Source organism: Pseudomonas gingeri (assembly GCF_013385425.1).
Taxonomy (GTDB): domain Bacteria; phylum Pseudomonadota; class Gammaproteobacteria; order Pseudomonadales; family Pseudomonadaceae; genus Aquipseudomonas; species Aquipseudomonas gingeri_D.
In genome coordinates this window covers 134244-155381 of sequence record NZ_JACAQA010000018.1, presented here as the reverse complement: position 1 = coordinate 155381, position 21138 = coordinate 134244, and the positions used below count along the sequence as shown (strand labels likewise).

Here is a 21138-nt window from a genome sequence, read left to right as displayed (position 1 = left end):
TGGTGAGCATATCGTTCACGATTGGAGAATGACTTGGATCTGGTCCAGTTGGAGATTTTCAAAGCCGTTGCCGAGCACGGCAGCATCAGTGCGGCCGCCCAGCAGATCCATCGGGTGCCGTCGAACCTGACCACGCGGATCAAGCAGTTGGAGCAGGATCTGGGGGTGGATCTGTTTATCCGCGAGAAGAGTCGCCTGCGGCTGTCACCGGCGGGCTGGAGTTTCCTCGACTATGCCCGGCGCATCCTCGACCTGGTCGGCGAGGCGCGGGCCACCGTGGCCGGCGAGGAACCACAAGGCGCCTTTGCCCTGGGCTCGCTGGAGAGCACGGCGGCGGTGCGTATTCCGCAACTGCTGGCGGCCTATAACCAGCGCTATGCCAAGGTTGACCTGGACCTGTCCACCGGCCCGTCCGGGACCATGATCGATGGCGTGTTGTCCGGGCGCCTGGCGGCGGCGTTTGTCGATGGGCCGGTGTTGCATCCGGCGCTGGAGGGTGTGCCTGCGTTCGAGGAAGAGATGGTGCTGATCGCGCCGCTGCAGCATGGGCCTGTCCGGCGTGCGCGCGAGGTCAACGGCGAGAGCATTTATGCCTTTCGCGCCAACTGTTCCTACCGGCACCATTTCGAAAGCTGGTTTACCAAGGACGGCGCGGTGCCCGGCAAGATCCATGAGATGGAGTCCTACCACGGCATGCTCGCCTGCGTGAGCGCCGGGGCCGGCCTGGCGCTGATGCCCCGCAGCATGCTGGAAAGCATGCCGGGCTGCAGCACCGTGAGTGTCTGGCCGTTGACCGAGTCCATGCGTTATCTGCGAACCTGGCTGGTGTGGCGCCGTGGCACGGTGTCGCAAAGCTTGAGCATGTTCGTGCGCCTGCTCGAGGAGCAGGGTGTGGTCCGCGAGGAGGCCTGAGCCCCAGGGTAGGTTGGGAAAGTTGCTGCTGGCGGCTTAGCTGACCTCCAGTAAGTAATAGCCGGCGAAGCCCGTGTCGTTGACGGCGGTGACGGTCGCCTTGGGGTTGGTGGTCGTCACCTCGTCGGTGGTGACACCGTTGATCACTGCATGGATCGAGAAGGTGTTGCTGATGTCCAGCGTCTGGGGCTGGAAGCTACTGGTCACTACGATGTTTTGCAGAGGTTTGCCATTCTTGCCGATGGTGAAGGTCACTGGGTTGAGGCAGGTTTTCTGAAAGGCCAGTTGATTGGGGGCGACGTTTTGAAACATGACCATGTCGAAGTCATAAGCCTCTTGAGAGGGCGATTGCAGCACTTGCGCCAGAAACCCCATGCTGCCTGAAGCTGTCATCGGAGCAGAAGTGTAGGTGTTGCCATCGATCAGGGTGGTGGCGCTAACTTCATAGATGTCGTCCACCGGAATGATCGCCTGGGCGTGCGGGTTGACGTCGAGTTGCCCCACAATGACCTTTTGGTCTTTTAGGACGAGGTAAATAGCAGGGTATCGAGTCTGGTTGAGCAAGGTAATACTCATGGACGGCTCCTGGGTACGCGGTTGGCCTTCGCCCGAACAGGATCTCGGTGGCCGCTGCAAAAAACGCTCTGGAGCTTGGCTGAAATATCCAGAATGTCCAGGCTTGCCTCGATTGGGCTGGCGGCGAAGCTCTGGACCGGCGGTTGCCCGCTGCTTTGACATCAGGCAGTCAAGGGATTAACTTCGCGACTTTTTACCCGTCGCTCCAAACGGGCGCGGGCAGTTATGGTTAAGGAAGGGCACGATGATGGAAGAAATGGTACTGCAGGACGATTTGTTTCAGACGGACAAGCGACTCTCCCTCAAGCCCGTGACGGACTTCAATGCCTTCCTGCTCCAGGCGTTTGCCGACGGGCCGTGCAAATGCCTGCGCTGTGTGGAAGCAGCGGGTGTGGAAACCGGCTATGCCTTCCAGCACAGCTTCGAACTGGGCAAGGTGGTCAACCGCCAGTTCGCCAGGACCACCCCAAGCGAGGTTCTTCTGGTGTTGAAGAAGGCCTGGCTGTCGTTCTTCAAGAGCGAACTCGAGGTTCCAGGTGTACTGGACTTGTCCAAGGTGCATGAGTTCGTGAAGCCAGAGTTGCACGTTCGGTTGCGCCCGCTGCTGCTGGCCTGTGGCCTGATCGTGGAGCAGGAAGGTGGATGGGTGTTGCAGGCGGTTGCCGAGTAACCCATAGGCAAGCGCCGCCGGCACGAAGATTAATGCTCACTTAACCTGCAACCGTTCAAGTAGCGTATCTCTTCCCGCAACCCTTATTCATTGGTGTCCTCGATGTTCAGGTTTCAGCTGATCTTGACCCTGGTGCTCAGCCTGATGCTGCCGATCTTCGGCAGCGTGGCCGCGGCCGCGTCTTTTGCTGAACCTTGCCCGATGCCGTTGATGAACCACACCGGGTCGAAAATGACCGGCGCCCCCTGCTGTAATGATATGGAGCATGGTGCCGCGTCCAAGTCGCCCTGCAAATCCGGCGAGGAGTGCAAGATCGGTGGGCTGGTCCAGGTCCTGACGATCAGCACCTTTACCCCTGTTCCGCCGCTCCCGCTTACCCTGCAGGCGCCCGCCGTGCTCCAGTCGGCGCCGGCCGATCTGTGGCGCCCTCCGCGTTACCTCTGATGCCTTGATCCGAATCCCCGCACGCCTGCACAAAGCGGCGTAGGGGCCATCGCGACCGCTATTTGCAGCGGACGCGTCGATCCTGCATTGGAGATGAAAGCATGTTCGCTTTCCTTCCCTCACACCGCGTATTGGCCGGTGTGATCGCTGTTGTCCTGGGCGCCAGCCCGCTGGTGGCCGTCAGGGCCGAGCCGCTGAGTTTCGAGCGGGCCCAGCACCTGGCCGAAAACACCGCCCCCGAAAACCTTGCGCGCCTGGCGCAGGTCGAGTCGGCACAGTCCTCGGTCGGTCCCGCCGATGCGTTGCCCGATCCCAAGTTGATGTTGGGGATCCAGGACCTGCCGATCCAGGGTTCCGGGCGTTATTCCTTTGACGGCGACTCGATGACCGAGCGCCAGATCGGCCTGCGCCAGGAGGTGCCCAACAGCGACAAGCGCCTGGCCCGCAAGCAGCTGGCGCTGGCCAGCGTGGACGTCGCCGAAGCCGAGCGGCGGGCCTCGTTACTGGAGGTCAAGCGGCAAACCGCGCTGGCCTGGCTGAATGTCTATTACGCCGAACTCAGTGTGAAAAACTTCGATCAGTTGGACCATCAGGTCGCGCTGTTGCGCAACACCACCCCGTCGCGTATCGCCGCCGGCACCACGCAGGCAGGCGATCTGCTCCAGGCTGATCAAGAAGCCCTGGCCCTTGCCGACCGCCGTGACGAACTGGTACAGAACATCGCCATGGCCCGGGCCAAGCTGCGCCGCTGGATCGGGGCCGATGCCGATCAACCTCTGGTCGACGGGCCGCCGACCTGGGGTCCGATCCTGCCGCATACCCAGCACACCCTGGGGCGCCATCCGGACCTGCAGGCCGCCACGGCCCGGGTCAGCGAAGCCAATGCCGAACTGGCCGATGCCATCGCGCAGAAGAAGCCCGACTGGGGCGTCGAGCTGGTCTACGGTCACCGTGACCGACAGTTCGGCGGCGACATGGCGTCGTTGCAATTCACCTTCGACCTGCCGCTGTTCACCGGTTCCCGCCAAGGGCCGCGGATCAATGCGCGGCAGCATGAGGTCGAGCAGCGGGAGGCCGAACAGGAAGTCATGTTGCGTGAGCACAAGGCCGAGCTGGAAAGCGGCCTGGCCGAACTCGAACGCTTGAAGAAAGCCCTGGAGCGTTCGCAACAATCAGCGATTCCCCTGGCCGAGCGCCGCGCCGAGCTTTCATTGGCCTCCTACAAGGCCGGCAAGAGCCCGCTGAACGAAGTGATCGGCGCCCGTCGCGATCTGATCGAGGCACAGCTGCGCAGCGTCAGCCAACAGAATCAGTTCAGCCAACTGTCCGCCAGCCTGTACTACGCCTATGTCGAGGGCCTGAAATGAACAAGCTCACTTACTCGCTGTTGACCCTCACGCTGGCCGGACTCGGTGTTGCCGGTGGCTATTGGCTCGGCCACGGTGGGCCCCTGATGTCCGCTGCGGCCGATGGCGCAAAAAAGGAACGCCCGACCCTGTACTGGTTTGACCCGATGTACCCGACCCAGCATTTCAATGCACCGGGCAAATCGCCGTTCATGGACATGCAACTGGTGCCCAAGTATGTCGATGGCGCCGAGGACACCTCGTCCATCAGCGTGTCGCCGCAACTGGCCCAGAACCTCGGCATGCGCACGGCCTCGGTGGTACGTGAACGCCTGCCCGGCGGTCTTGATGCCGTCGGTTCGCTGGGCTACAACCAGCGCGATATCGCCAATCTGCAAGCCCGTGCGGCGGGCTTTGTCGAGCGGGTCTATGATCGCGCCCCCGGTGATGTGTTGCCGGCCGGCGCACCGCTGGTGGATCTGTTGATACCGGAGTGGTCGGCCGCGCAACTGGAGTTTGTCGCCGTGCTTGCCAGCGGCGATGGTCGCTTGATCCAGGCTTCGCGCCAACGCCTGCAATTGCTCGGCATGCCCGAGGTGGTGATCGCCCAGGTGGAGAAGACTCGCAAGGTGCGTCCGGTGCTGACCCTGACCACGCCGATTGCCGGTGAGCTGCAAAGCCTGGAGGTCCGTGCCGGGATGAGTGTGTCCGCCGGGATGAGTCTGGCGCGGATCAACGGGCTGGGCAGTGTCTGGCTCGATACCGCGATCCCCGAGGCGCAGGCAACTTCTGTCCAGGTGGGCGCTTCGGTATCCGTCGCTTTGTCCGCTTATCCCGGACAGACGCTGGCCGCAAAGGTGGTGGCGGTATTACCCAGTGTCGATCCGCAGAACCGCACCCTGACGGTACGCAGTCAACTGCCCAACCCGGACGGCAAGTTGCGTCCGGGCATGTTCGCCAGTGTGCGCCTCGCCGATCCCGATCCGACCCCGAGCCTGCTGGTGCCCAGCGAAGCGGTGATCCGCACGGGCAAGCGCACCCTGGTGATGCTGGCCGGGGATCAGGGCCGCTACAAACCGATGGAAATCCGTATCGGACGCGAGTCCGCCGGGCGTATCGAAGTGCTCGACGGTCTGAGCGAAGGTCAGAGAGTGGTGACCTCCGGGCAGTTCCTGCTCGACTCGGAAGCCAGCCTGCAAGGCATAGTTCCAACCGATGAAGCAATGGCTCCGATGGCACCAATGGAAGCGACGGACTCGATGGAGGGCAGGAAATGATCAAGCGCCTGATCCACTGGTCCATCGGTAATCGTTTCCTGATCCTGCTGGCGACTCTGTTTATTGTCGCCTGGGGTATCTGGTCGGTGCGCAACACGCCGCTCGATGCACTGCCGGACCTGTCCGACACCCAGGTAATCGTCCGTACCAGCTTTCCCGGACAAGCGCCGCAGATCGTCGAAAACCAGATCACCTATCCGCTGGCCAGTACCTTGCTGTCGGTCCCCGGGGCGAAGACCGTGCGCGGTTACTCGTTCTTCGGCGACTCCTTTGTCTATGTGATTTTCGAGGACGGCACCGACCTGTACTGGGCCCGTTCGCGGGTACTGGAATACCTCAACCAGGCCCAGGGTCGTTTGCCCCGGGGCGTCACCAGCACCCTCGGCCCGGACGCCACCGGTGTCGGCTGGATCTATCAGTACGCCCTGGTGGACCGCACCGGGCAGCATGACCTGGCGCAGTTGCGCGGGATCCAGGACTGGTTCCTCAAATACGAGCTCAAGACCGTGCCCAATGTGGCTGAGGTCGCCACCATCGGCGGCATGGTCAAGGAATACCAGGTGCTGCTCGACCCGCAGAAGATGGTGACCTACGGCATCACCCAGCAGCAGGTGAACGAGGCGCTGAAGAGCGCCAACCAGGAAGCCGGCGGTTCGGTACTGGAACTGGCCGAGCGCGAATATATGGTGCGTGCCTCGGGCTACCTGAAGAGCCTGGAGGACTTTCACAATATCCCGCTGAAAACCTCGGCGCAAGGCGTGCCGGTGTTGCTCGGCCAGGTGGCGACGATCCAGGTCGGCCCCGAGATGCGCCGTGGCATCGCCGAGCTGGACGGTCAAGGCGAGGCGGTCGGTGGCGTGGTGATCCTGCGTTCCGGCAAGAACGCCGATGAAACCCTCCAGGCGGTGAAAGCCCGTATCGACAGCTTGCGCGGCAGCCTGCCGCCCGGGGTAGAACTGATCACCACCTACGACCGTTCGCAGCTGATCGACCGGGCGGTGCACAACCTCAGCTTCAAACTGCTGGAAGAGTTCGGTGTGGTGGCGCTGGTCTGCCTGCTGTTCCTCTGGCACTGGCGCTCGTCCCTGGTGGCGATCATCACCCTGCCGTTGGGGGTGTTGATGGCCTTTATCGTGATGCGCATCGAGGGCGTCAACGCCAACATCATGTCCCTCGGCGGTATCGCCATTGCCATCGGCGCGATGGTCGATGCGGCGGTGGTGATGATCGAGAACGCCCATAAACATATCGAAGCCTGGCAACTGCGCCATCCCGGCCAGAAGCTGCAAGGCGAGGCCCATTGGCGGGTGATCGGCGAGGCGGCGGCGGAGGTCGGGCCGGCGCTGTTTTTCAGCCTGTTGATCATCACCTTGTCGTTCCTCCCGGTGTTTACCCTGGAGGCCCAGGAAGGGCGGTTGTTCGGGCCGCTGGCGTTTACCAAGTCCTATTCGATGGCGGCGGCGGCGGGATTGTCGGTGACCCTGGTGCCGGTGCTGATGGGCTACTGGATTCGCGGTCATATTCCCAGTGAGCAGCAGAACCCGCTTAATCGCTGGCTGATCGCGGCCTATCGTCCGCTGTTGGATGCGGTGCTGAAATGGCCGAAGTTGACCCTGGCGCTGGCGCTGATGATCTTCCTTTCCAGCCTCTGGCCCTTGAGCCAGCTGGGAGGGGAATTCATGCCGGCGCTGGATGAAGGCGACCTGCTGTATATGCCTTCGGCATTGCCAGGGTTGCCGGCGAGCAAGGCCAGCGAGCTGTTGCAGCAGACCAATCGGATGATTCGCACGGTGCCGGAAGTCGAGCATGTCTTCGGCAAATCCGGGCGGGCGGAAAGCGCCACTGATCCGGCCCCCCTGGAGATGTTCGAAACCACCATCAAGTTCAAGCCTCGTGAGCAATGGCGTGCCGGTATGACCCCGGAAAAGCTGATCGAAGCGCTGGACCAGGCGGTCAAGGTGCCGGGGCTGTCGAACCTCTGGGTGCCGCCGATCCGCAACCGTATCGATATGCTCGCCACCGGTATCAAGAGCCCGATCGGGGTCAAGGTGGCCGGCACGTCGCTGGCCGATATCGATGAGGTCGCCCATCAGGTCGAAGCGGTCGCCAAGCAGGTGCCCGGGGTCAGTTCGGCCCTGGCGGAACGCTTGACCGGAGGCAGCTACCTCGACATTCGGATCAATCGCCTGGCGGCGGCCCGCTACGGGCTGAGCATTGCCGATGTGCAGGCGGTGGTGTCCGGTGCCGTGGGTGGCAGTACGGTGGGGGAGACGGTCGAGGGCGTGGCCCGCTATCCGATCAACCTGCGTTATCCACGGGAATGGCGCGACAGTCCGCAGGCCTTACAGCAATTGCCGATACTCACCGCCAGCGGGCAGCAGATCACCCTCGGTGCGGTGGCGGATATCGGCGTGACTGCGGGACCGCCGATGTTGCGCAGCGAAAATGGCCGGCTGTCCGGTTGGGTCTATGTGGATGTCCGGGGCCGCGACCTGGCGTCGACCGCTCGTGACCTGCAGCAACAGGTGGCGCAGCAGGTGAAGCTCAAGGCCGGGATGACGGTGTCCTATTCCGGGCAGTACGAGTTCCTGGAGCGGGCCAATGCCCGTCTGATGTGGGTGGTGCCGGCCACCTTGCTGATCATTTTCGTGCTGCTGTACCTGACCTTCGGGCGTTTCAGTGAGGCGGGCCTGATCATGCTGACCTTGCCTTTTGCGCTGTCCGGCGGCGTCTGGTTGCTCTACCTGTTGGGCTTCAATCTGTCGGTGGCCACGGGAGTGGGGTTTATCGCCCTGGCCGGGGTGTCGGCGGAGTTTGGTGTGATCATGCTGCTGTATCTGAAGAATGCCTGGACGGCGCGTCTGGATGCCGGACGGGAGGAGAACGGCGATTTGCTGGAGGCCATCGGCGAGGGCGCGGTGTTGCGGGTCCGGCCCAAGGTGATGACGGTGGCGGTGATTATCGCCGGTCTGCTGCCGATTCTCTGGGGCAGCGGTACCGGGTCCGAGGTGATGAAGCGGATTGCCGCGCCGATGGTTGGCGGCATGATCACCGCGCCGTTGTTGTCGATGCTGGTGCTGCCGGCGGCGTATTGGTTGATGAAACGTCGGCGTTAGAGCGATGGACCGTGTCGCCTGCTTCGCGGGCAAGCTCCGCTCCCACATTGTCCGAGTCAAACACAAAACCTGTGTACGACCGCAGACCTGTGGGAGCGGAGCTTGCCCGCGAACGGCGCGACGCGGAACCTCTGACACCACCGGAGCGCCGAAGCGGCCCCCAGGACTTTTGTTTCTCTTTACTGGCCTGGATCAAATGGCCGGAGTGCCGAATCCCTTAGCGTGCACCTTTCACGCTAGTCATGGATGATGCACCTATGCAAAACCTGGATCGACAACACGATATCCAACCCCTTTCCCAGGTGGACATGACCGTCCACCTCAACGGTCAACCCGTACCGGCCGCTGCCGGTGAGACCGTCCTCAGCGTGCTGCAATCGGTCGGCCTGCGACAGCTGGCGCGCAACGATCATGGCGAGATCGCCGGAGCCTTCTGCGGCATGGGCGTTTGCCAGTGCTGCCTGGTCTCGATTGATGGCCGGCACAAGCGCCGGGCCTGCCAGACGCTGGTACGGCCCGGCATGCAGATCGAAACCGCTGTCAGCCGCTTCCCCGTGCTGGAGGTGCTATGAGCCGCCTGCCCGTGGTGATTGTCGGCGGAGGTCCGGCGGGCATGGCCGCCGCCGCCGAGCTGGCCCGGCACGCGGTACCCAGCGTACTGTTCGAGGAAGCCTCGCGCCTGGGGGGCGTGGTCTATCGCGGACCATTACGCAAGGGAGTCGACCTCGGCTATCTGGGCACGCGCTACCGCCAAGTGCTGGAGCGTCTGCACGGTGAGTTCGCGCGGTATTCCGACCGGGTCGATGTGCGCCTGGGCACGCGGATTCTCGGTGGTGAAGGCACGCGAACGCTGATGGCCCTGGATGCCGACGAGCACCTGCGGCAGATCGAGTATTCGCAACTGTTGCTGGCGGCCGGCTGCCATGAGCGCAACGTGCCGTTTCCCGGCTGGACCTTGCCCGGAGTCATGCTGCTCGGCGGTTTGCAGTTGCAGATCAAGAGCGGCGTGGTCAAGCCGTTGGGGACCACGGTGATTGCCGGTACCGGTCCCTTGCTGCCGTTGGTGGCCTGCCAGTTGCACGCGGCCGGGGTGCCGGTGGCGGGTGTCTATGAAGCCAGCGCCTTGGGCCGGATCGCCCGCGAAAGCCTGGCCCTGCTGAACAAGCCGCAGATGTTTCTCGACGGTTTGAGCATGCTCGCCTATCTGAAATTGCACGGCATCCCGTTTTACTACGGCTGGGGTGTGGTCGAAGCCCAGGGGCAGGAAGAGTTGACCAGCGTGACCCTGGCGCCGTATTCCAGCGATTGGCAGCCGGACCTCGCCCAGGCGCGGCGGGTCGAAGCGCAGACCCTGGCGGTCGGTTATGGTTTTGTCCCGCGCACCCAACTCAGTCAGCAGATGGGCTTGGCCCATGGCGTCGGTGAGGACGGCTGCCTGCGGCCCGAGAGCAACGTCTGGCAGCAGAGCAGCGAACCGACCATCCATCTGGCCGGCGATATGGGCGGGATTCGCGGCGGCGAGGCGGCGATGCTGGCCGGCAGGATTGCCGCCGTGTCGATCCTGATGCAGCGCGATGTGCTCGACGCCGAGGGGGCCCTGGTCCTGCGCCAGATCTACCTGGACAAACTGACGAAAATCCGCAAGTTCCGCGCCGGTGTTGATCGCTACACCCGGCGCGGTACCCGGCAGATCGACTTGCCCCGCGCCGACACATTGATCTGCCGTTGCGAACACACGACTCGCGCCGAGATCGACCTTGCTCTGTCCCAGGGCGTCGAGGACATGGCTGCGCTGAAAATGCGTACGCGGATCAGCATGGGCGATTGCCAGGGGCGCATGTGCGTCGGTTATTGCAGCGACCGCCTGCGGCAGGCCACCGGGCGCACCGATGTCGGCTGGCTGCGCCCGCGTTTTCCCATCGAGCCAGTTCCCTTTTCCGCCTTCGAGAGTCTGGGTAAGGACGCCTGAATCATGAACAGAACCTATGATGTGGTGATTGCCGGTGGCGGCGTGATCGGTGCTTCCTGTGCCTACCACCTGTCCCGGCGCCAGAACCTGCGGATCGCCCTGATCGACGCCAAGCGTCCCGGCAACGCGACCCGCGCTTCGGCCGGCGGTCTCTGGGCCATCGGCGAGTCGGTGGGGCTGGGCTGCGGGGTGATCTTCTTCCGCATGATGTCGGCCCAGCGTCGCCAGGCCCATGGTGCGGCGGTGGCGGTGGACGCAAGTACCCCGCATATCCTGCCGCCGGCATTCTTCGAGTTCGCCTTGCAATCCAACGCGCTCTATCCGCCGTTGCACCGTGAACTGATCGAACGCCATGGCATGGACTTCAAGTTTGAACGCACCGGCTTGAAATACGTGATCTATGACGATGAGGACCGACAGTATGCCGAGCATATCGTTTCACGCATTCCGCACCTGGCGGACCAGCTGCGCTGGCTGGATCGTGAAGCACTGCGCGAAGCGGAACCTGCGGTAAGCCATGAGGCGCAGGGGGCGCTGGAGTTTCTCTGCGATCACCAGGTCAGCCCGTTCCGCCTGGCCGATGCCTACACCGAGGCCGCGCGGCAGAATGGCGTGGACCTCTACTTCAACACCAATGTCATCGGCGTTCTGCATCAGGGCGACCGGGTCAGCGGCGTGCGCACCGCCGAGCAGGGCACCTTCCACTGCGGCACATTGATCAATGCCGCCGGGGCCTGGGCCGCCGAGCTCAGCGAGCAGGCCAGCGGGATCAGGCTGCCGGTCAAGCCGGTGAAGGGGCAGATTCTCCTGACCGAGCGCATGCCCAAGCTGCTGGAGGGCTGCCTGACCACCAGCGATTGTTATATGGCGCAAAAGGACAACGGTGAAATCCTGATCGGCAGCACCACCGAGGACAAGGGCTTCGATGTCAGTACGACCTTTGCGGAAGTCGCCGGCCTGGTCCAGGGGGCCATTCGCTGTGTGCCGCAACTCAAGGACATCAATCTCAAGCGCTGCTGGGCCGGCCTGCGTCCGGGCTCGCCTGACGAGCTGCCGATACTCGGGCCGATGGCGGGTGTCGGGGGCTATCTCAATGCCTGCGGACATTTCCGTACCGGCATCCTCACGTCGGCGATCACCGGCGTAATGCTGGAGCGGCTGGTCCATCAGGAGCCGCTGCCCCTGGATATCACGCCGTTCCTGGCGGATCGCTTCGAGGTGGGCTTGCTCAAAGGCGTCGGATAACGGTATCTATTCAGGTGTTTCGCTGGCTCACGCATTGAGCCGCACCCGAGTGGATACCCGCATGGACTATTTCGCCGCCCTCACGGCCTTTGTCGAGGCCGCCCAGGCCAACAATTTTTCCCGGGCGGCCGAGAAGCTTTCGATCAAGGCCTCGACCGTCTCGCGTTATATCAAGGACCTGGAGCAGGACCTGGGCATCGCCCTGTTCAATCGTTCCACTCGTACCCTGCGCCTGACCGAGGGCGGCGAAACCTTTCTGCATCACGCCTTGAGGGTACTCGCCGAACTGGATCAGGCCAGGGCCGCGACCTCGGCCCTCAACCAGCAACCCCGGGGGCTGCTCAAGCTCAACCTGCCACCGGCCTTTGCCCGGCATCATGTGTTGCCGCTGCTTGGCGACTTTGCCGAGCGCTTTCCGCAAATCCGCCTGGAGCTGACCCTGGAAGACAGTCACGTCAACCTGATCAGTGCCGGTGTCGACCTGGCCCTGCGGGTCGGGGTGCTGCCGGACTCGTCGCTCAAGGCGCGCAAGCTGGCGGCCGAGCACACGCTGCTGTGCGTCAGCCCCGAGTACGCCCGGCAGCATTCGCCGCCACACTCGCCGCAAGCGCTGGCGGAGTGTGCTGCGATACTGAATGGCAACCTGCCTGACGAGGTGTTTTTCGTTGCGCGGCAGTCCCCCGGCGCCCAGGCCGAGCGCGTTGCAATCAAGGGCCATCTGCGGATCAACGATCTGGATGCGCAACTGCTGGCGGTGCGTCAGGGCTTGGGCATGGCCTTGTTGCCGGACTGGCTGGTGGCCGATCTGCTCAGGCGAGGCGAACTGGTGCACTGGCTGCCCGATTGGCAGGCCCAGGCCACACAGATCGCCGCATCACTCTGGTTTGTCTATCCGCCCAAGCGCACCGTCTCGTCGAAGGTGCGCAGTTTTATCGACTTCATGCTCGAACGTATCGGCACGCCACCTTATTGGCAGCCCTGATTCTGCTCAGCTGAAGCGAATGTCCAGGGCGCGCAGGTAGGTCTGCAAGCCGGCATCCTGGATCGGAATCAGGAAGGCTTCGCGGTCCGACTCGTTGTAGTGCGCATGCCAATAGCCCGGCGGCGTCACGAACGCCAGTCCGGGCGCCCAGTCGACCCGGGTCGGGTTGCGGATCTGGCCGTGTTCATCGACCTCGGTGCCGACCAGGCTGTAGCAGCCGGGCGGGCAGTCGATGATGAAGTCCAGGGCGATCGACTGGTGACGATGGGGTTTCTGCACCGAGCCCGGCGGCAGGATGCCGTACATCGCCCAGAGCACATGGGTCACGGTGCGAGTCTGGGGGAAGTGCCGATTGCCCAGCAGGATGCTGATCCGGCTGCGGTCCTGGGCGCGTGGGTCGTCGGCGGCTTCGCGCAGCTTGGCATTGGCGGTCTGCGCCGGGTACAGGGTGGCACTGAAGCGGTCCTGCTGGCTGCTGACACCGAGGTAACGCAGCAGCGGTGCGTCGTGCACGTAGTAGAAGCGGCTGTCCTCGCCGGCGGCCAGTTCGACCGCCTGGCGGCCGGGCAGGGCGATAAAGCAGCCCTTGTCCCACTCGAAGCGGGACTCGCCCTGTACCAGGCGGCCATGCCCGGCAATCACATAAAGCACCTGGGACGTGGCGTTGGGTTGCAGGGTCAGCGAGTCGCCGGCATTCAGGCGGATAAAGTTCGCGCACAGCCCGGGACCGGTTGCCGGGCCTTCGCAGCCGAGGGCCTCGCTCAGGTCCAATGGCACCAGCCGCGACGGCCCGCTGTTGTAGAGCGAGGCGGGAAAGTCCTGATAGGGGATGCGCGAGATCAATCCGGCGCTGATCGGGTTGGCGGCCTTGCTGTACTCGAAGTACTCGGCGTCCTGTTCGCAGGCGGGCAGTTCGGTGCTGGCGATCATCGGCTGTTGAAGGTTCATGCTCGGGCCTCTCGACGTTGTGGTTATGGGGCGCAGAGCACTCACTATACGAAGCGTGCTGCCGTGGATTAAGGCCTCAACGGGAACAGCAGTTATGCGCAAAAGGGCAGTGGGGCGACGCTGCTGCATAGCAAACTCGCCCGTCGCTTCAGACCAGGGACGCCAGGCGCTCCACGGTTTCAGGGTACTTCTCGACCAGCCGGATCAGCGTGGTGGCCTGGGCATTGGGCTTGGCCCGGCCCTGTTCCCAGTTTTCCAGGGTTCGGGTGTTGGTGCGCAGGTACAGGGCGAACACCGCCCGTGACAGCTTCAGTTGGGTACGGATCGCCACCAGTTCATCGGCGCTGATCGGTTGCAACTTGTTCAACTGGACCTTGTGGGTGCGCAGGGTGACCTTGCCCCGGCGGTCATCGGCCAGGGCGTCGAAGCCCTCGACCAGTTCTGCAAAAATGTCACGCTTCATGATGGTTTCTCGCCTCTATCTCTGTGTCCAGAAGCCGCTTCAGGATTCCCTTCTGCTGCGGGCTCAAATCGTCCTGCTGGTCTTTGTCGTACAGGGTGAACAGCCAGAACTGGAAACCTGGCGGCCATTTGTAATAGATCACCCGGATGCCGCCCCGTTTACCTTTTTGCCGCTTCATGTCCATGCAACGGACCTTGCGTAGCCCACCGGTGCCCTGGATGACCTCGCCGGCTTCAGGGTTGCGCAACAAGGCGAGTTGAAAACAGTGGAACGCCTCGTCGCCCAGGTAGGCTCTGCGATGACGCTCGAAGGGAGGGAGTTCGATAACCAGAGCATTCATTATTTGTACGCTACTAACGTATAGATTGAAAGAGAGAATATGTGTCTGCTCTTCACCCTAGTTGAGTCCTGACAGTCGCTTTGTGGGGTATTTCCTTTGTGTTTGCAGCTCTTGGGGGCGAGATTTGTCGGACGATTGCTGTCGGTCGCGGTTGATGTTTTCTCTATCGAACGAGTCGTTTTCCATCAATCCCGGCCCGGGAGGCTGCTCTAGATTAGGTTTCAACGCCGGCAGCCGAACCGAGCGCTCAAATCTGGTCGAGGAGCACGTCCATGCAACCGATTCATATCCAGAAACAACAATCCGGGGTCGAAGGTTGGGATCAGCAGGATCCCGAAGAAGCCTTCACCTTGCCGTCGCGGTATTTCTTCGATGAGGGGCTGTTCCAGGCTGAGCGCGACAATATCTTCATGCGCGCCTGGCATGTGGCCGGGCACAAGAACGAGTTCGCCGAGCCGGGGCAGTACGTGGTCTGCGACCTGTTCGACCAGAGCATCGTGGTGGCCTGTAATCGGCAGGGGCAGATCCATGCCTTCCATAATGTCTGCCAGCATCGCGGCAACCGCTTGCTCGAACAGCGTCGTGGCACCACCGGCGGGGTGGTACGTTGTGCCTACCATTCCTGGTGTTATGAAATGGATGGCGGCCTGCGAGGTGCACCACGTTGCGAGCGGATGAAAAATTTCGAGTTGCGGCAGTTCAATATCCCCAAGGTGAGGACCGAGGAACTGGGCGGTTTTATCTACTTCAACCTGGACCCCGAGGCAGCGTCGTTGCGCGAACTGTTTCCCGGGGCCGACGAGGAAATGCGCCGGGTCTTTCCCGACCTTGTCCGCATGCAACTGATTGAAGAACAGGATGTGATCGTGCCGGCCAACTGGAAGGTGATCATGGACAACTCCATCGAGGGTTATCACTTCAAGCTTTCCGGGCCTTGTCATATCGACCTGGCCAAACTCATTGACTTCAAGGGCTACCAGTTGACCAAACGCGACAACTGGTGGACCTACGCCGCGCCGGCCAATCTCGCTGCCACCGAAGCTTATGGGGTGAAACTGCGAAGCGACCTGAACCCCGAGGAATGCTTTTTCAATATCGGCCTGTGGCCGAACAATACCTTCTATACCTTCCCGTTTTCCGAGTTCCTCGGCTCGTTCATGATGATTCCGCTGGATGCCGAGCGCTCGCTGCTGCGCTTCGGCTATTACTCCTCCAATGCTCGCACCGCCGAGGTCAGCAGCGCCTGCATGAAGTGGATGAACGAGGATCTGGGCCCCGAGGATATCGCCCTGAATATCTCGGTGCAGAAGGGCCTGCGCTCCCTGGGCTACGATCAGGGCCGCTACATGATCGACGCCCAGCGCAGCAATGAAAGCGAACACCTGGTGCATCACTTTCATCGGCTGGTGTTCCAGGGTATTCACGGCCAGAACGACCGCTGAAACGCCCCGGGGCGAGCCGCGCCGCTGCTCGTCTGAACCTTGCGATGGAGTACGCCCGGTCATGTCCGAACACGAATTCGATTACCTGATTGTCGGTGCCGGCTCCGCCGGTTGTGTCCTGGCCCATCGCCTGGGAGAGGACCCGGACGTGCGCATCCTACTGCTGGAAGCCGGGCCCGCCGACAGCAGCTGGACCATCGATATGCCGTCGGCGGTGGGCATAGTCGTTGGCGGCAGTCGTTATAACTGGAGCTATCTGTCCGAGCCAGAACCGGGGCTCGACGGGCGTCGGATCGGCACGCCGCGCGGGCGCACCCTGGGAGGCTCATCGTCGATCAATGGCATGGTCTATATCCGTGGTCACGCCCGCGACTACGATCAATGGGCCGCCCAGGGCTGCAGTGGCTGGAGTTACCAGGAGGTGCTGCCGTACTTTATCCGTGCCCAAGCCCATGCCGAGGGGCCGGATACCTACCGCGGCGCCCAGGGGCATTTGCATGTCACCCCGGGGGATATCGGTACGCCGTTGTGTGCGGCCTTCGTCGAGGCCGGGGTCGAGGCCGGTTATGCGCCGAGCAACGATCTCAATGGTTATCGCCAGGAAGGCTTCGGCCCGGTGGATCGCACCACCCGTGGCGGCAAGCGCTGGAGTACCTCCAAGGGTTATCTGCGAGAGGCCCTGCTGCGCGGCAATGTACAGGTGGCCACTGGCGCCCTGGCGTTGCGGATCCTGTTCAAGGACAAGCGCGCCCATGGCCTGGAATACGAGCAGAACGGCCATGTCTGGCAGGCCCGGGCCCGGCGCGAGGTGTTGTTGACGGCGGGGGCGATCAATTCGCCGCAGTTGCTGCTGTTGTCCGGCATAGGTCCGGCCGCCGAGTTGCGTGATCTCGGCCTGCCGGTCCGGCATGATCTGCCGGGTGTCGGCCGACGCCTCAACGACCATCCCGACGCCGTGGTGCAGTACCTGTGCAAACGGCCGGTGTCGCTCTACCCCTGGACCACCGCGCCGGGCAAATGGTGGATCGGTGCCCGTTGGTTCGTCAGTCACGACGGTCCGGCGGCCAGCAATCACTTCGAGGCCGGGGCATTTATCCGCTCGCGGGCCGGGGTCGAGCATCCGGACCTGCAACTGACCTTCATGCCCCTGGCGGTCAAGCCCGGCAGCGTCGACCTGGTGCCGGCCCATGCGTTCCAGGTGCATATCGACCTGATGCGCCCCAGCAGCCTGGGCCGGGTCACCCTCGGCAGCAGCGATCCACGCCAGCCGCCGCGGATTCTGTTCAACTACCTCAGTACCGAGCAGGACCGTGCCGATATGCGGGCGGGGGCGCGGCTGGTGCGGGAAATCATCGGGCAGCCGGCGATGGCGGCGTTTGCGGGGGAGGAACTGGTGCCCGGTGCCCAGGCGCAAAGCGATGCGCAGCTCGACGCCTGGGCCCGGCGTGTCACCGAAACCGGCTACCATGCCAGCGGTACCTGCAAGATGGGGCCTGGCGACGATCCCGAGGCGGTGGTCGATCCAGAGTTGCGGGTCCATGGCGTGGAAGGATTGAGGGTAGTGGATGCCTCGATCATGCCGGTGATTGTCAGCGGCAACACCAATGCGCCGACGGTGATGATCGCGGAGAAGGCCAGCGATCTGATTCGTGGGCGCTCGCCTTTGCCGGCTGCGCGGGCGCCGGTGTGGATACATCCGCACTGGCAAACCGAGCAACGTTGAGAGCTGCGGTCCGATATATTGACCCCCCCACGGAACCTTGTAGGAGCAATTGTCTTGACCGTTTTTTTGAAAATCATTTCAAGGGACGGTCAAGCTCCCACAGGAGGCGTGGGAGATCCCTGCACTGAAATCAACCGTAGAGCCCGTCAAAGAGGCTAGCGATGAACCCGCAAACCAGTACTCAGCCACCCGACTGGCGCCGCGCCGATGCGGCGCCCTTGAGTATCGCCGTCTTGCTGTTGCCGTCGTTCTCCCACCTGGGCCTGGCGGCGGTCATCGAACCGCTGGCGATTGCCAACTGGCTGACCCAGCGCCCGCTTTTCGAATGGACCCTGCTGTCCCTCGACGGTCAGCCGGTCCTCGCCAGTAACGGCTTGTCCACCCTGGTCGCCGGCACCCTCGACGCCGGGCAGGGCTTTGACGCCTGCCTGGTGATCGCCAGTTTCGACGTGCATAAGCACAGCCGCAATCAATCGCTGAAAAGCTGGTTGCGCAAGCAGGCACTGTTCGGTGCGGTGTTGATGGGGGTGGAAACCGGCACCGAACTGCTGGCCGCCGCCGGCGTGCTGGACGGCTATGAAGCGGCGGTGCACTGGGACAACTGGCAGGGTTTCCAGGAAAGCTACCCACGGGTGAAGGCCCGTACCCAGCTCTATACCCTGGAGCGCCAGCGCCTGACCTGTGCCGGTGCCACCTCGACCCTGGACATGATGATCAGTTGGCTGGGGCAGAGCGTGGACAGCGACCTGGCCCGCGAGATTGCCATGCACCTGCTGATGGGCCGCGTGCGCCAGCCGTTGGACAACCAGCTCGACGACGGTTTGGCGAGTACCCGGTTGTCCAGCGCCAAGATGCGCCGTGCGGTGCAGTTGATGGAGCAGGCGCTGGAGGAGCCACTGGACTGCGAGGCGATTGCCGCCAAGGTCGGTTTGTCCCAGCGCCAACTGGAGCGCCAGTTCAAGCAACACACCGGGCTGTCACCGCTCAAGTACTACATGAGCCTGCGCCTGGCGCGGGCCCATAACCTGTTGCAACAGACCCGCATGAGTGTGGCCCAGGTCGCGGCCTGTTCGGGGTTCGGTTCGCTGGAGCATTTCTCCCGCACCTACCGCGCGCGTTTCGGTTGTCCACCGAGCGAGGACCGCAGCCAGGTATTCAGTGCGCCGGTGATGCGCCAGCCGCTGAGTCGCGAACCGCGCTCCTCGCTGATGGAGGAGTGAGGCCGACAAGCCCTGCTCCTACAGTCTTCTGTCGTTCACCCATTTTGTGTATGACACGAACCTGTAGGAGCAGGGCTTGCCCGCGAAGAGGCCCTCGAGACCGCCAAAAGCTTCGCTGGCAAGCCATGCTCCTACAGGTTCCGTGATGGCCGCTGGCTAGTGCGCAAACCCTGGTTCCTCTTCCTCGAGAATCCCCAACAACGCCGCGAAATGCTTCTCGGCAAACCCCGGATAGTCCAGCCATTGCCGCGCAGTCTTGCGCGCCACCTCGTCGCTGGCGATACGCAATGGCCTTCCCGTCGACAACGCGGTGATATACACCTCGCACGCCCGCTCGAAGTAATACAGATCATCGAAGGCCTGGGCCACGCTGGGCGCTGCCACCAACAGGCCATGGTTGCCCATCAACAGAATCGGCTTGTCCCCCAGCAGCCGGCTGACCCGCTCGGCCTCGTCCCCCAGGCCCATGCCATCGAATCCGTCATCGATTGCCACCCGCTCGAAAAAACGCATGGCATTCTGCTCGATGGGCGGCAGGCTTGAATCCGCCAGGCAGGCCAGCGCGGTGGCATATTTCGAATGGGTGTGCAGGATGCAGCGAGCATGGGGCTGGTTGCGATGCAGCGCGCTGTGCAAGGCCGAGGCGGTGATGTCCGGTGCGTTCGGGCCCGCCAGGCTCGACGGATCGTCGGCCTTGACCAGCAACAGGTCACTGGCCCTGATCCGCGAGAAATGTCGGCCGTAGGGATTGATCAGAAACTCCCGCCCATCCGCCGACAGCGCCACGCTGAAGTGGTTGGCGATCGACTCGTGCAACCCCAGCCGTGCGGCCCAGCGAAAGGCGCAGGCCAGCTCCCGGCGCAACAACGTCTGTGGGGATGACGCCTCGGTGGCGATGTTCATGCTGGACTCCTGATCCCGGCGGATGATGTCCAGGAGTCTAGGGCTGTCAGCCGTGGCCGCTTGATGGGAAGCGACACGGCGTGACGTCATTGCCTCAGTCCGCGGCGAACAGTTGCACGATCAGCCAGGCATTCGCCGCACTGATCACCACGAACAACCCCCAGGCCAGAGCCTTGGTGTACCAGCGATTGACGAAAGGTCCCATCAGGCGTTCATCGCCGGTCATGCGGATCAACGGGTACAGCGCAAAGGGCAACTGCAGGCTCAGCACCACCTGGCTCAGCACCAGCAATTTGCCCACCGCGTCTTCGCCCATCAGCCAGACCCCGACAAAGGCCGGGATCAGTGCCAGGCCACGGGTGATCAAGCGGCGCTGCCAGCAGGGAATCTTCAGGTTCAGGTAGCCTTCCATGATCACCTGGCCGGCGATGGTGCCGGTAAAGGTCGAGCTCTGTCCGGACGCCAGCAGCGCGATGCCGAATAAAGTGCTGGCGAACGCGCCGCCCACCAGCGGGTCGAGCAGGTGGTAGGCGTCCTGGATCTCCACCACGGCGGTATGCCCGTTCTGGTGGAAGGCCGCCGCGGCCAGGATCAGGATCGCTGCGTTGACCAGCAAGGCCAGGGCCAGGGAACCCAGGGTGTCGATGCGCGCCAGTTGCACAGCGTCCTGGCGGCTGGCCAGGTCCGTGCCGATCAGCCGGGTCTGCACCACCGAGGTGTGCAGGTAGAGGTTATGGGGCATCACCGTGGCCCCGAGAATACCGATGGCCAGGTACAGCGGTGCGGCGTCGTTGATGGCCGAGAGGGACGGCTTGAAACCCTGGAACACGTCCGGCCAGTAGGGTTTGATCAGCACCAGTTCGATGAAAAAACACACGCCGATGGTCGCCACCAGCACCAGCATGATCGCTTCCAGGCGCCGGAAGCCGCGGTTCTGCAGGGCCAGGATCAGCACCGTATCGAAGGCCGTCAGGGCAATGCCGAAGGTCAGCGAGCAGCCCAGCAGCAGATGAAAGGCCAGGGCACAACCGAGGACTTCGGCCAGGTCCGTGGCGATGATCGAGATTTCCGCCAGCAGCCATTGGAGTTTGGCGGAGCGCGGGCTGTAGCGCTCGCGGCAGAGCTGCGCCAGGTCGCGGCCGGTGGCGATCCCCAGGCGCGAGCAAAGGCATTGCACCGCCATCCCGGCGAGGCTCGCCAGCAGCACCACGAACAGCAGGTTGTAGCCGTAACGCGAGCCGGCCTCGATCGCCGTGGCCCAGTTGCCCGGGTCCATGTAACCGATGGAAATCAGCAGGCCGGGCCCGGCGAAGCGCAGGGCGCGCTTGAAGAACGGTGCCCCGCGGTCGACAGCAATGGAGCCGTTCACTTCAGAGGGACAGAAGGGGGCGGTGGCAACTTTCGGCAGGCTGAATTTCACACGGCGTTCCAGAACAACAGGCGGGAAATGCCAGCTTAGACGTTTGGCGCGCATGGCCCAAGCTATCGAGGTGATTGAAAAGGATATTCAATCTGAAAAGCTCCGCTCCCACACAAGCACCGCCCCTCACAAGATATGGGTT

Annotated in this window: 19 protein-coding genes; 13 read left to right on the top strand and 6 right to left on the bottom strand. The window is 63.1% G+C overall.

What is annotated here, in order from left to right; all coding sequences use genetic code 11:
• Positions 1-33 precede the first annotated feature (33 nt).
• Complete coding sequence (ptrR, locus tag HX830_RS20960; protein WP_152737367.1) at positions 34-912, top strand: putrescine utilization regulator PtrR; 879 nt, start codon at positions 34-36, stop codon at positions 910-912.
• A gap of 36 nt (positions 913-948) precedes the next feature.
• Here ptrR and HX830_RS20955 read toward each other — a convergent pair whose 3' ends face one another.
• Entirely contained in the window at positions 949-1488 is a 540-nt protein-coding gene (locus HX830_RS20955) for a hypothetical protein (protein WP_177102362.1), read from the bottom strand.
• A 247-nt stretch (positions 1489-1735) separates the two neighbouring features.
• Between HX830_RS20955 and HX830_RS20950 the strand changes: the two genes are divergently transcribed.
• The 9 genes from HX830_RS20950 to HX830_RS20910 all read left to right on the top strand — a co-directional run bounded on the left by HX830_RS20950 (position 1736) and on the right by HX830_RS20910 (position 12537).
• Positions 1736-2158: a hypothetical protein gene (locus tag HX830_RS20950; protein ID WP_177102606.1), complete on the top strand. Its 423-nt coding sequence runs from the start codon at positions 1736-1738 to the stop codon at positions 2156-2158.
• A gap of 102 nt (positions 2159-2260) precedes the next feature.
• Positions 2261-2602, top strand: coding sequence for a hypothetical protein (locus HX830_RS20945; protein ID WP_177102360.1), 342 nt, complete (start codon positions 2261-2263; stop codon positions 2600-2602).
• A 101-nt stretch (positions 2603-2703) separates the two neighbouring features.
• Positions 2704-3969 (top strand): TolC family protein, encoded by a 1266-nt coding sequence (locus tag HX830_RS20940; RefSeq protein WP_177102358.1) that lies wholly within the window; start codon positions 2704-2706, stop codon positions 3967-3969.
• Complete coding sequence (locus HX830_RS20935; protein ID WP_177102356.1) at positions 3966-5225, top strand: efflux RND transporter periplasmic adaptor subunit; 1260 nt, start codon at positions 3966-3968, stop codon at positions 5223-5225. The genes HX830_RS20940 and HX830_RS20935 overlap by 4 nt, the downstream gene beginning before the upstream one ends.
• Positions 5222-8341 carry an efflux RND transporter permease subunit gene (locus HX830_RS20930; RefSeq protein ID WP_177102354.1) on the top strand — a complete coding sequence of 1040 codons (3120 nt, stop codon included), beginning with the start codon at positions 5222-5224 and terminating at the stop codon, positions 8339-8341. Before HX830_RS20935 ends, HX830_RS20930 begins: the two co-directional genes overlap by 4 nt.
• A gap of 257 nt (positions 8342-8598) precedes the next feature.
• Positions 8599-8913 carry a cyanide-forming glycine dehydrogenase subunit HcnA gene (gene hcnA, locus HX830_RS20925; protein ID WP_103498975.1) on the top strand — a complete coding sequence of 105 codons (315 nt, stop codon included), beginning with the start codon at positions 8599-8601 and terminating at the stop codon, positions 8911-8913.
• Positions 8910-10310, top strand: a complete 1401-nt coding sequence (hcnB, locus tag HX830_RS20920) for a cyanide-forming glycine dehydrogenase subunit HcnB (protein WP_177102352.1) — start codon at positions 8910-8912, stop codon at positions 10308-10310. Before hcnA ends, hcnB begins: the two co-directional genes overlap by 4 nt.
• A 3-nt stretch (positions 10311-10313) precedes the next feature.
• Positions 10314-11555: a cyanide-forming glycine dehydrogenase subunit HcnC gene (gene hcnC / locus HX830_RS20915; protein WP_177102350.1), complete on the top strand. Its 1242-nt coding sequence runs from the start codon at positions 10314-10316 to the stop codon at positions 11553-11555.
• A 61-nt stretch (positions 11556-11616) separates the two neighbouring features.
• Positions 11617-12537 (top strand): LysR family transcriptional regulator, encoded by a 921-nt coding sequence (locus tag HX830_RS20910; RefSeq protein ID WP_177102604.1) that lies wholly within the window; start codon positions 11617-11619, stop codon positions 12535-12537.
• A gap of 6 nt (positions 12538-12543) precedes the next feature.
• On the opposite strand, the gene HX830_RS20905 is transcribed toward HX830_RS20910, so the two are convergent.
• From HX830_RS20905 to HX830_RS20895, 3 genes are all read right to left on the bottom strand, one after another.
• Positions 12544-13485, bottom strand: a complete 942-nt coding sequence (locus tag HX830_RS20905; RefSeq protein ID WP_177102349.1) for a cupin — start codon at positions 13483-13485, stop codon at positions 12544-12546.
• Between the two features lie 148 nt (positions 13486-13633).
• Positions 13634-13948: a helix-turn-helix domain-containing protein gene (locus HX830_RS20900; RefSeq protein ID WP_152737376.1), complete on the bottom strand. Its 315-nt coding sequence runs from the start codon at positions 13946-13948 to the stop codon at positions 13634-13636.
• The gene (locus HX830_RS20895) at positions 13938-14288 is read right to left on the bottom strand and encodes a toxin (RefSeq protein WP_177102347.1); all 351 of its coding nucleotides are present in this window, start codon (positions 14286-14288) and stop codon (positions 13938-13940) included. Before HX830_RS20895 ends, HX830_RS20900 begins: the two co-directional genes overlap by 11 nt.
• A gap of 272 nt (positions 14289-14560) precedes the next feature.
• Between HX830_RS20895 and HX830_RS20890 the strand changes: the two genes are divergently transcribed.
• The 3 genes from HX830_RS20890 (at position 14561) to HX830_RS20880 (ending at position 18673) form a co-directional block, all read left to right on the top strand.
• A complete protein-coding gene (locus HX830_RS20890) occupies positions 14561-15730 on the top strand; it encodes an aromatic ring-hydroxylating oxygenase subunit alpha (RefSeq protein ID WP_177102345.1) in 1170 nt (389 codons plus the stop codon).
• 61 nt (positions 15731-15791) lie between these two features.
• Positions 15792-17453, top strand: coding sequence for a choline dehydrogenase (locus HX830_RS20885; RefSeq protein ID WP_177102343.1), 1662 nt, complete (start codon positions 15792-15794; stop codon positions 17451-17453).
• A 161-nt stretch (positions 17454-17614) separates the two neighbouring features.
• The gene (locus tag HX830_RS20880; RefSeq protein ID WP_177102341.1) at positions 17615-18673 is read left to right on the top strand and encodes a GlxA family transcriptional regulator; all 1059 of its coding nucleotides are present in this window, start codon (positions 17615-17617) and stop codon (positions 18671-18673) included.
• A gap of 156 nt (positions 18674-18829) precedes the next feature.
• Here the strand turns inward: HX830_RS20880 and HX830_RS20875 are convergent, their stop codons facing one another.
• Positions 18830-19576 (bottom strand): class II aldolase and adducin N-terminal domain-containing protein, encoded by a 747-nt coding sequence (locus tag HX830_RS20875; protein ID WP_177102339.1) that lies wholly within the window; start codon positions 19574-19576, stop codon positions 18830-18832.
• A 94-nt stretch (positions 19577-19670) separates the two neighbouring features.
• On the bottom strand, positions 19671-20996 hold the full coding sequence (locus HX830_RS20870; protein ID WP_177102337.1) for an Nramp family divalent metal transporter: 1326 nt from the start codon (positions 20994-20996) through the stop codon (positions 19671-19673).
• Positions 20997-21138 lie beyond the last annotated feature (142 nt).

Bases quoted from the DNA above. Each gene is read 5' to 3' on its own strand.
- HX830_RS20935 (WP_177102356.1), top strand. From the start codon at position 3,966: ATGAACAAGCTCACTTACTCGCTGTTGACCCTCACGCTGGCCGGACTC.
- HX830_RS20955 (WP_177102362.1), bottom strand. From the start codon at position 1,488: ATGAGTATTACCTTGCTCAACCAGACTCGATACCCTGCTATTTACCTC.
- HX830_RS20930 (WP_177102354.1), top strand. From the start codon at position 5,222: ATGATCAAGCGCCTGATCCACTGGTCCATCGGTAATCGTTTCCTGATC.
- HX830_RS20875 (WP_177102339.1), bottom strand. From the start codon at position 19,576: ATGAACATCGCCACCGAGGCGTCATCCCCACAGACGTTGTTGCGCCGG.
- HX830_RS20885 (WP_177102343.1), top strand. From the start codon at position 15,792: ATGTCCGAACACGAATTCGATTACCTGATTGTCGGTGCCGGCTCCGCC.
- HX830_RS20910 (WP_177102604.1), top strand. From the start codon at position 11,617: ATGGACTATTTCGCCGCCCTCACGGCCTTTGTCGAGGCCGCCCAGGCC.
- HX830_RS20880 (WP_177102341.1), top strand. From the start codon at position 17,615: ATGAACCCGCAAACCAGTACTCAGCCACCCGACTGGCGCCGCGCCGAT.
- hcnB (WP_177102352.1), top strand. From the start codon at position 8,910: ATGAGCCGCCTGCCCGTGGTGATTGTCGGCGGAGGTCCGGCGGGCATG.
- hcnA (WP_103498975.1), top strand. From the start codon at position 8,599: ATGCAAAACCTGGATCGACAACACGATATCCAACCCCTTTCCCAGGTG.
- HX830_RS20945 (WP_177102360.1), top strand. From the start codon at position 2,261: ATGTTCAGGTTTCAGCTGATCTTGACCCTGGTGCTCAGCCTGATGCTG.
- HX830_RS20940 (WP_177102358.1), top strand. From the start codon at position 2,704: ATGTTCGCTTTCCTTCCCTCACACCGCGTATTGGCCGGTGTGATCGCT.
- HX830_RS20895 (WP_177102347.1), bottom strand. From the start codon at position 14,288: ATGAATGCTCTGGTTATCGAACTCCCTCCCTTCGAGCGTCATCGCAGA.
- HX830_RS20900 (WP_152737376.1), bottom strand. From the start codon at position 13,948: ATGAAGCGTGACATTTTTGCAGAACTGGTCGAGGGCTTCGACGCCCTG.
- HX830_RS20950 (WP_177102606.1), top strand. From the start codon at position 1,736: ATGGAAGAAATGGTACTGCAGGACGATTTGTTTCAGACGGACAAGCGA.
- HX830_RS20905 (WP_177102349.1), bottom strand. From the start codon at position 13,485: ATGAACCTTCAACAGCCGATGATCGCCAGCACCGAACTGCCCGCCTGC.
- hcnC (WP_177102350.1), top strand. From the start codon at position 10,314: ATGAACAGAACCTATGATGTGGTGATTGCCGGTGGCGGCGTGATCGGT.
- HX830_RS20890 (WP_177102345.1), top strand. From the start codon at position 14,561: ATGCAACCGATTCATATCCAGAAACAACAATCCGGGGTCGAAGGTTGG.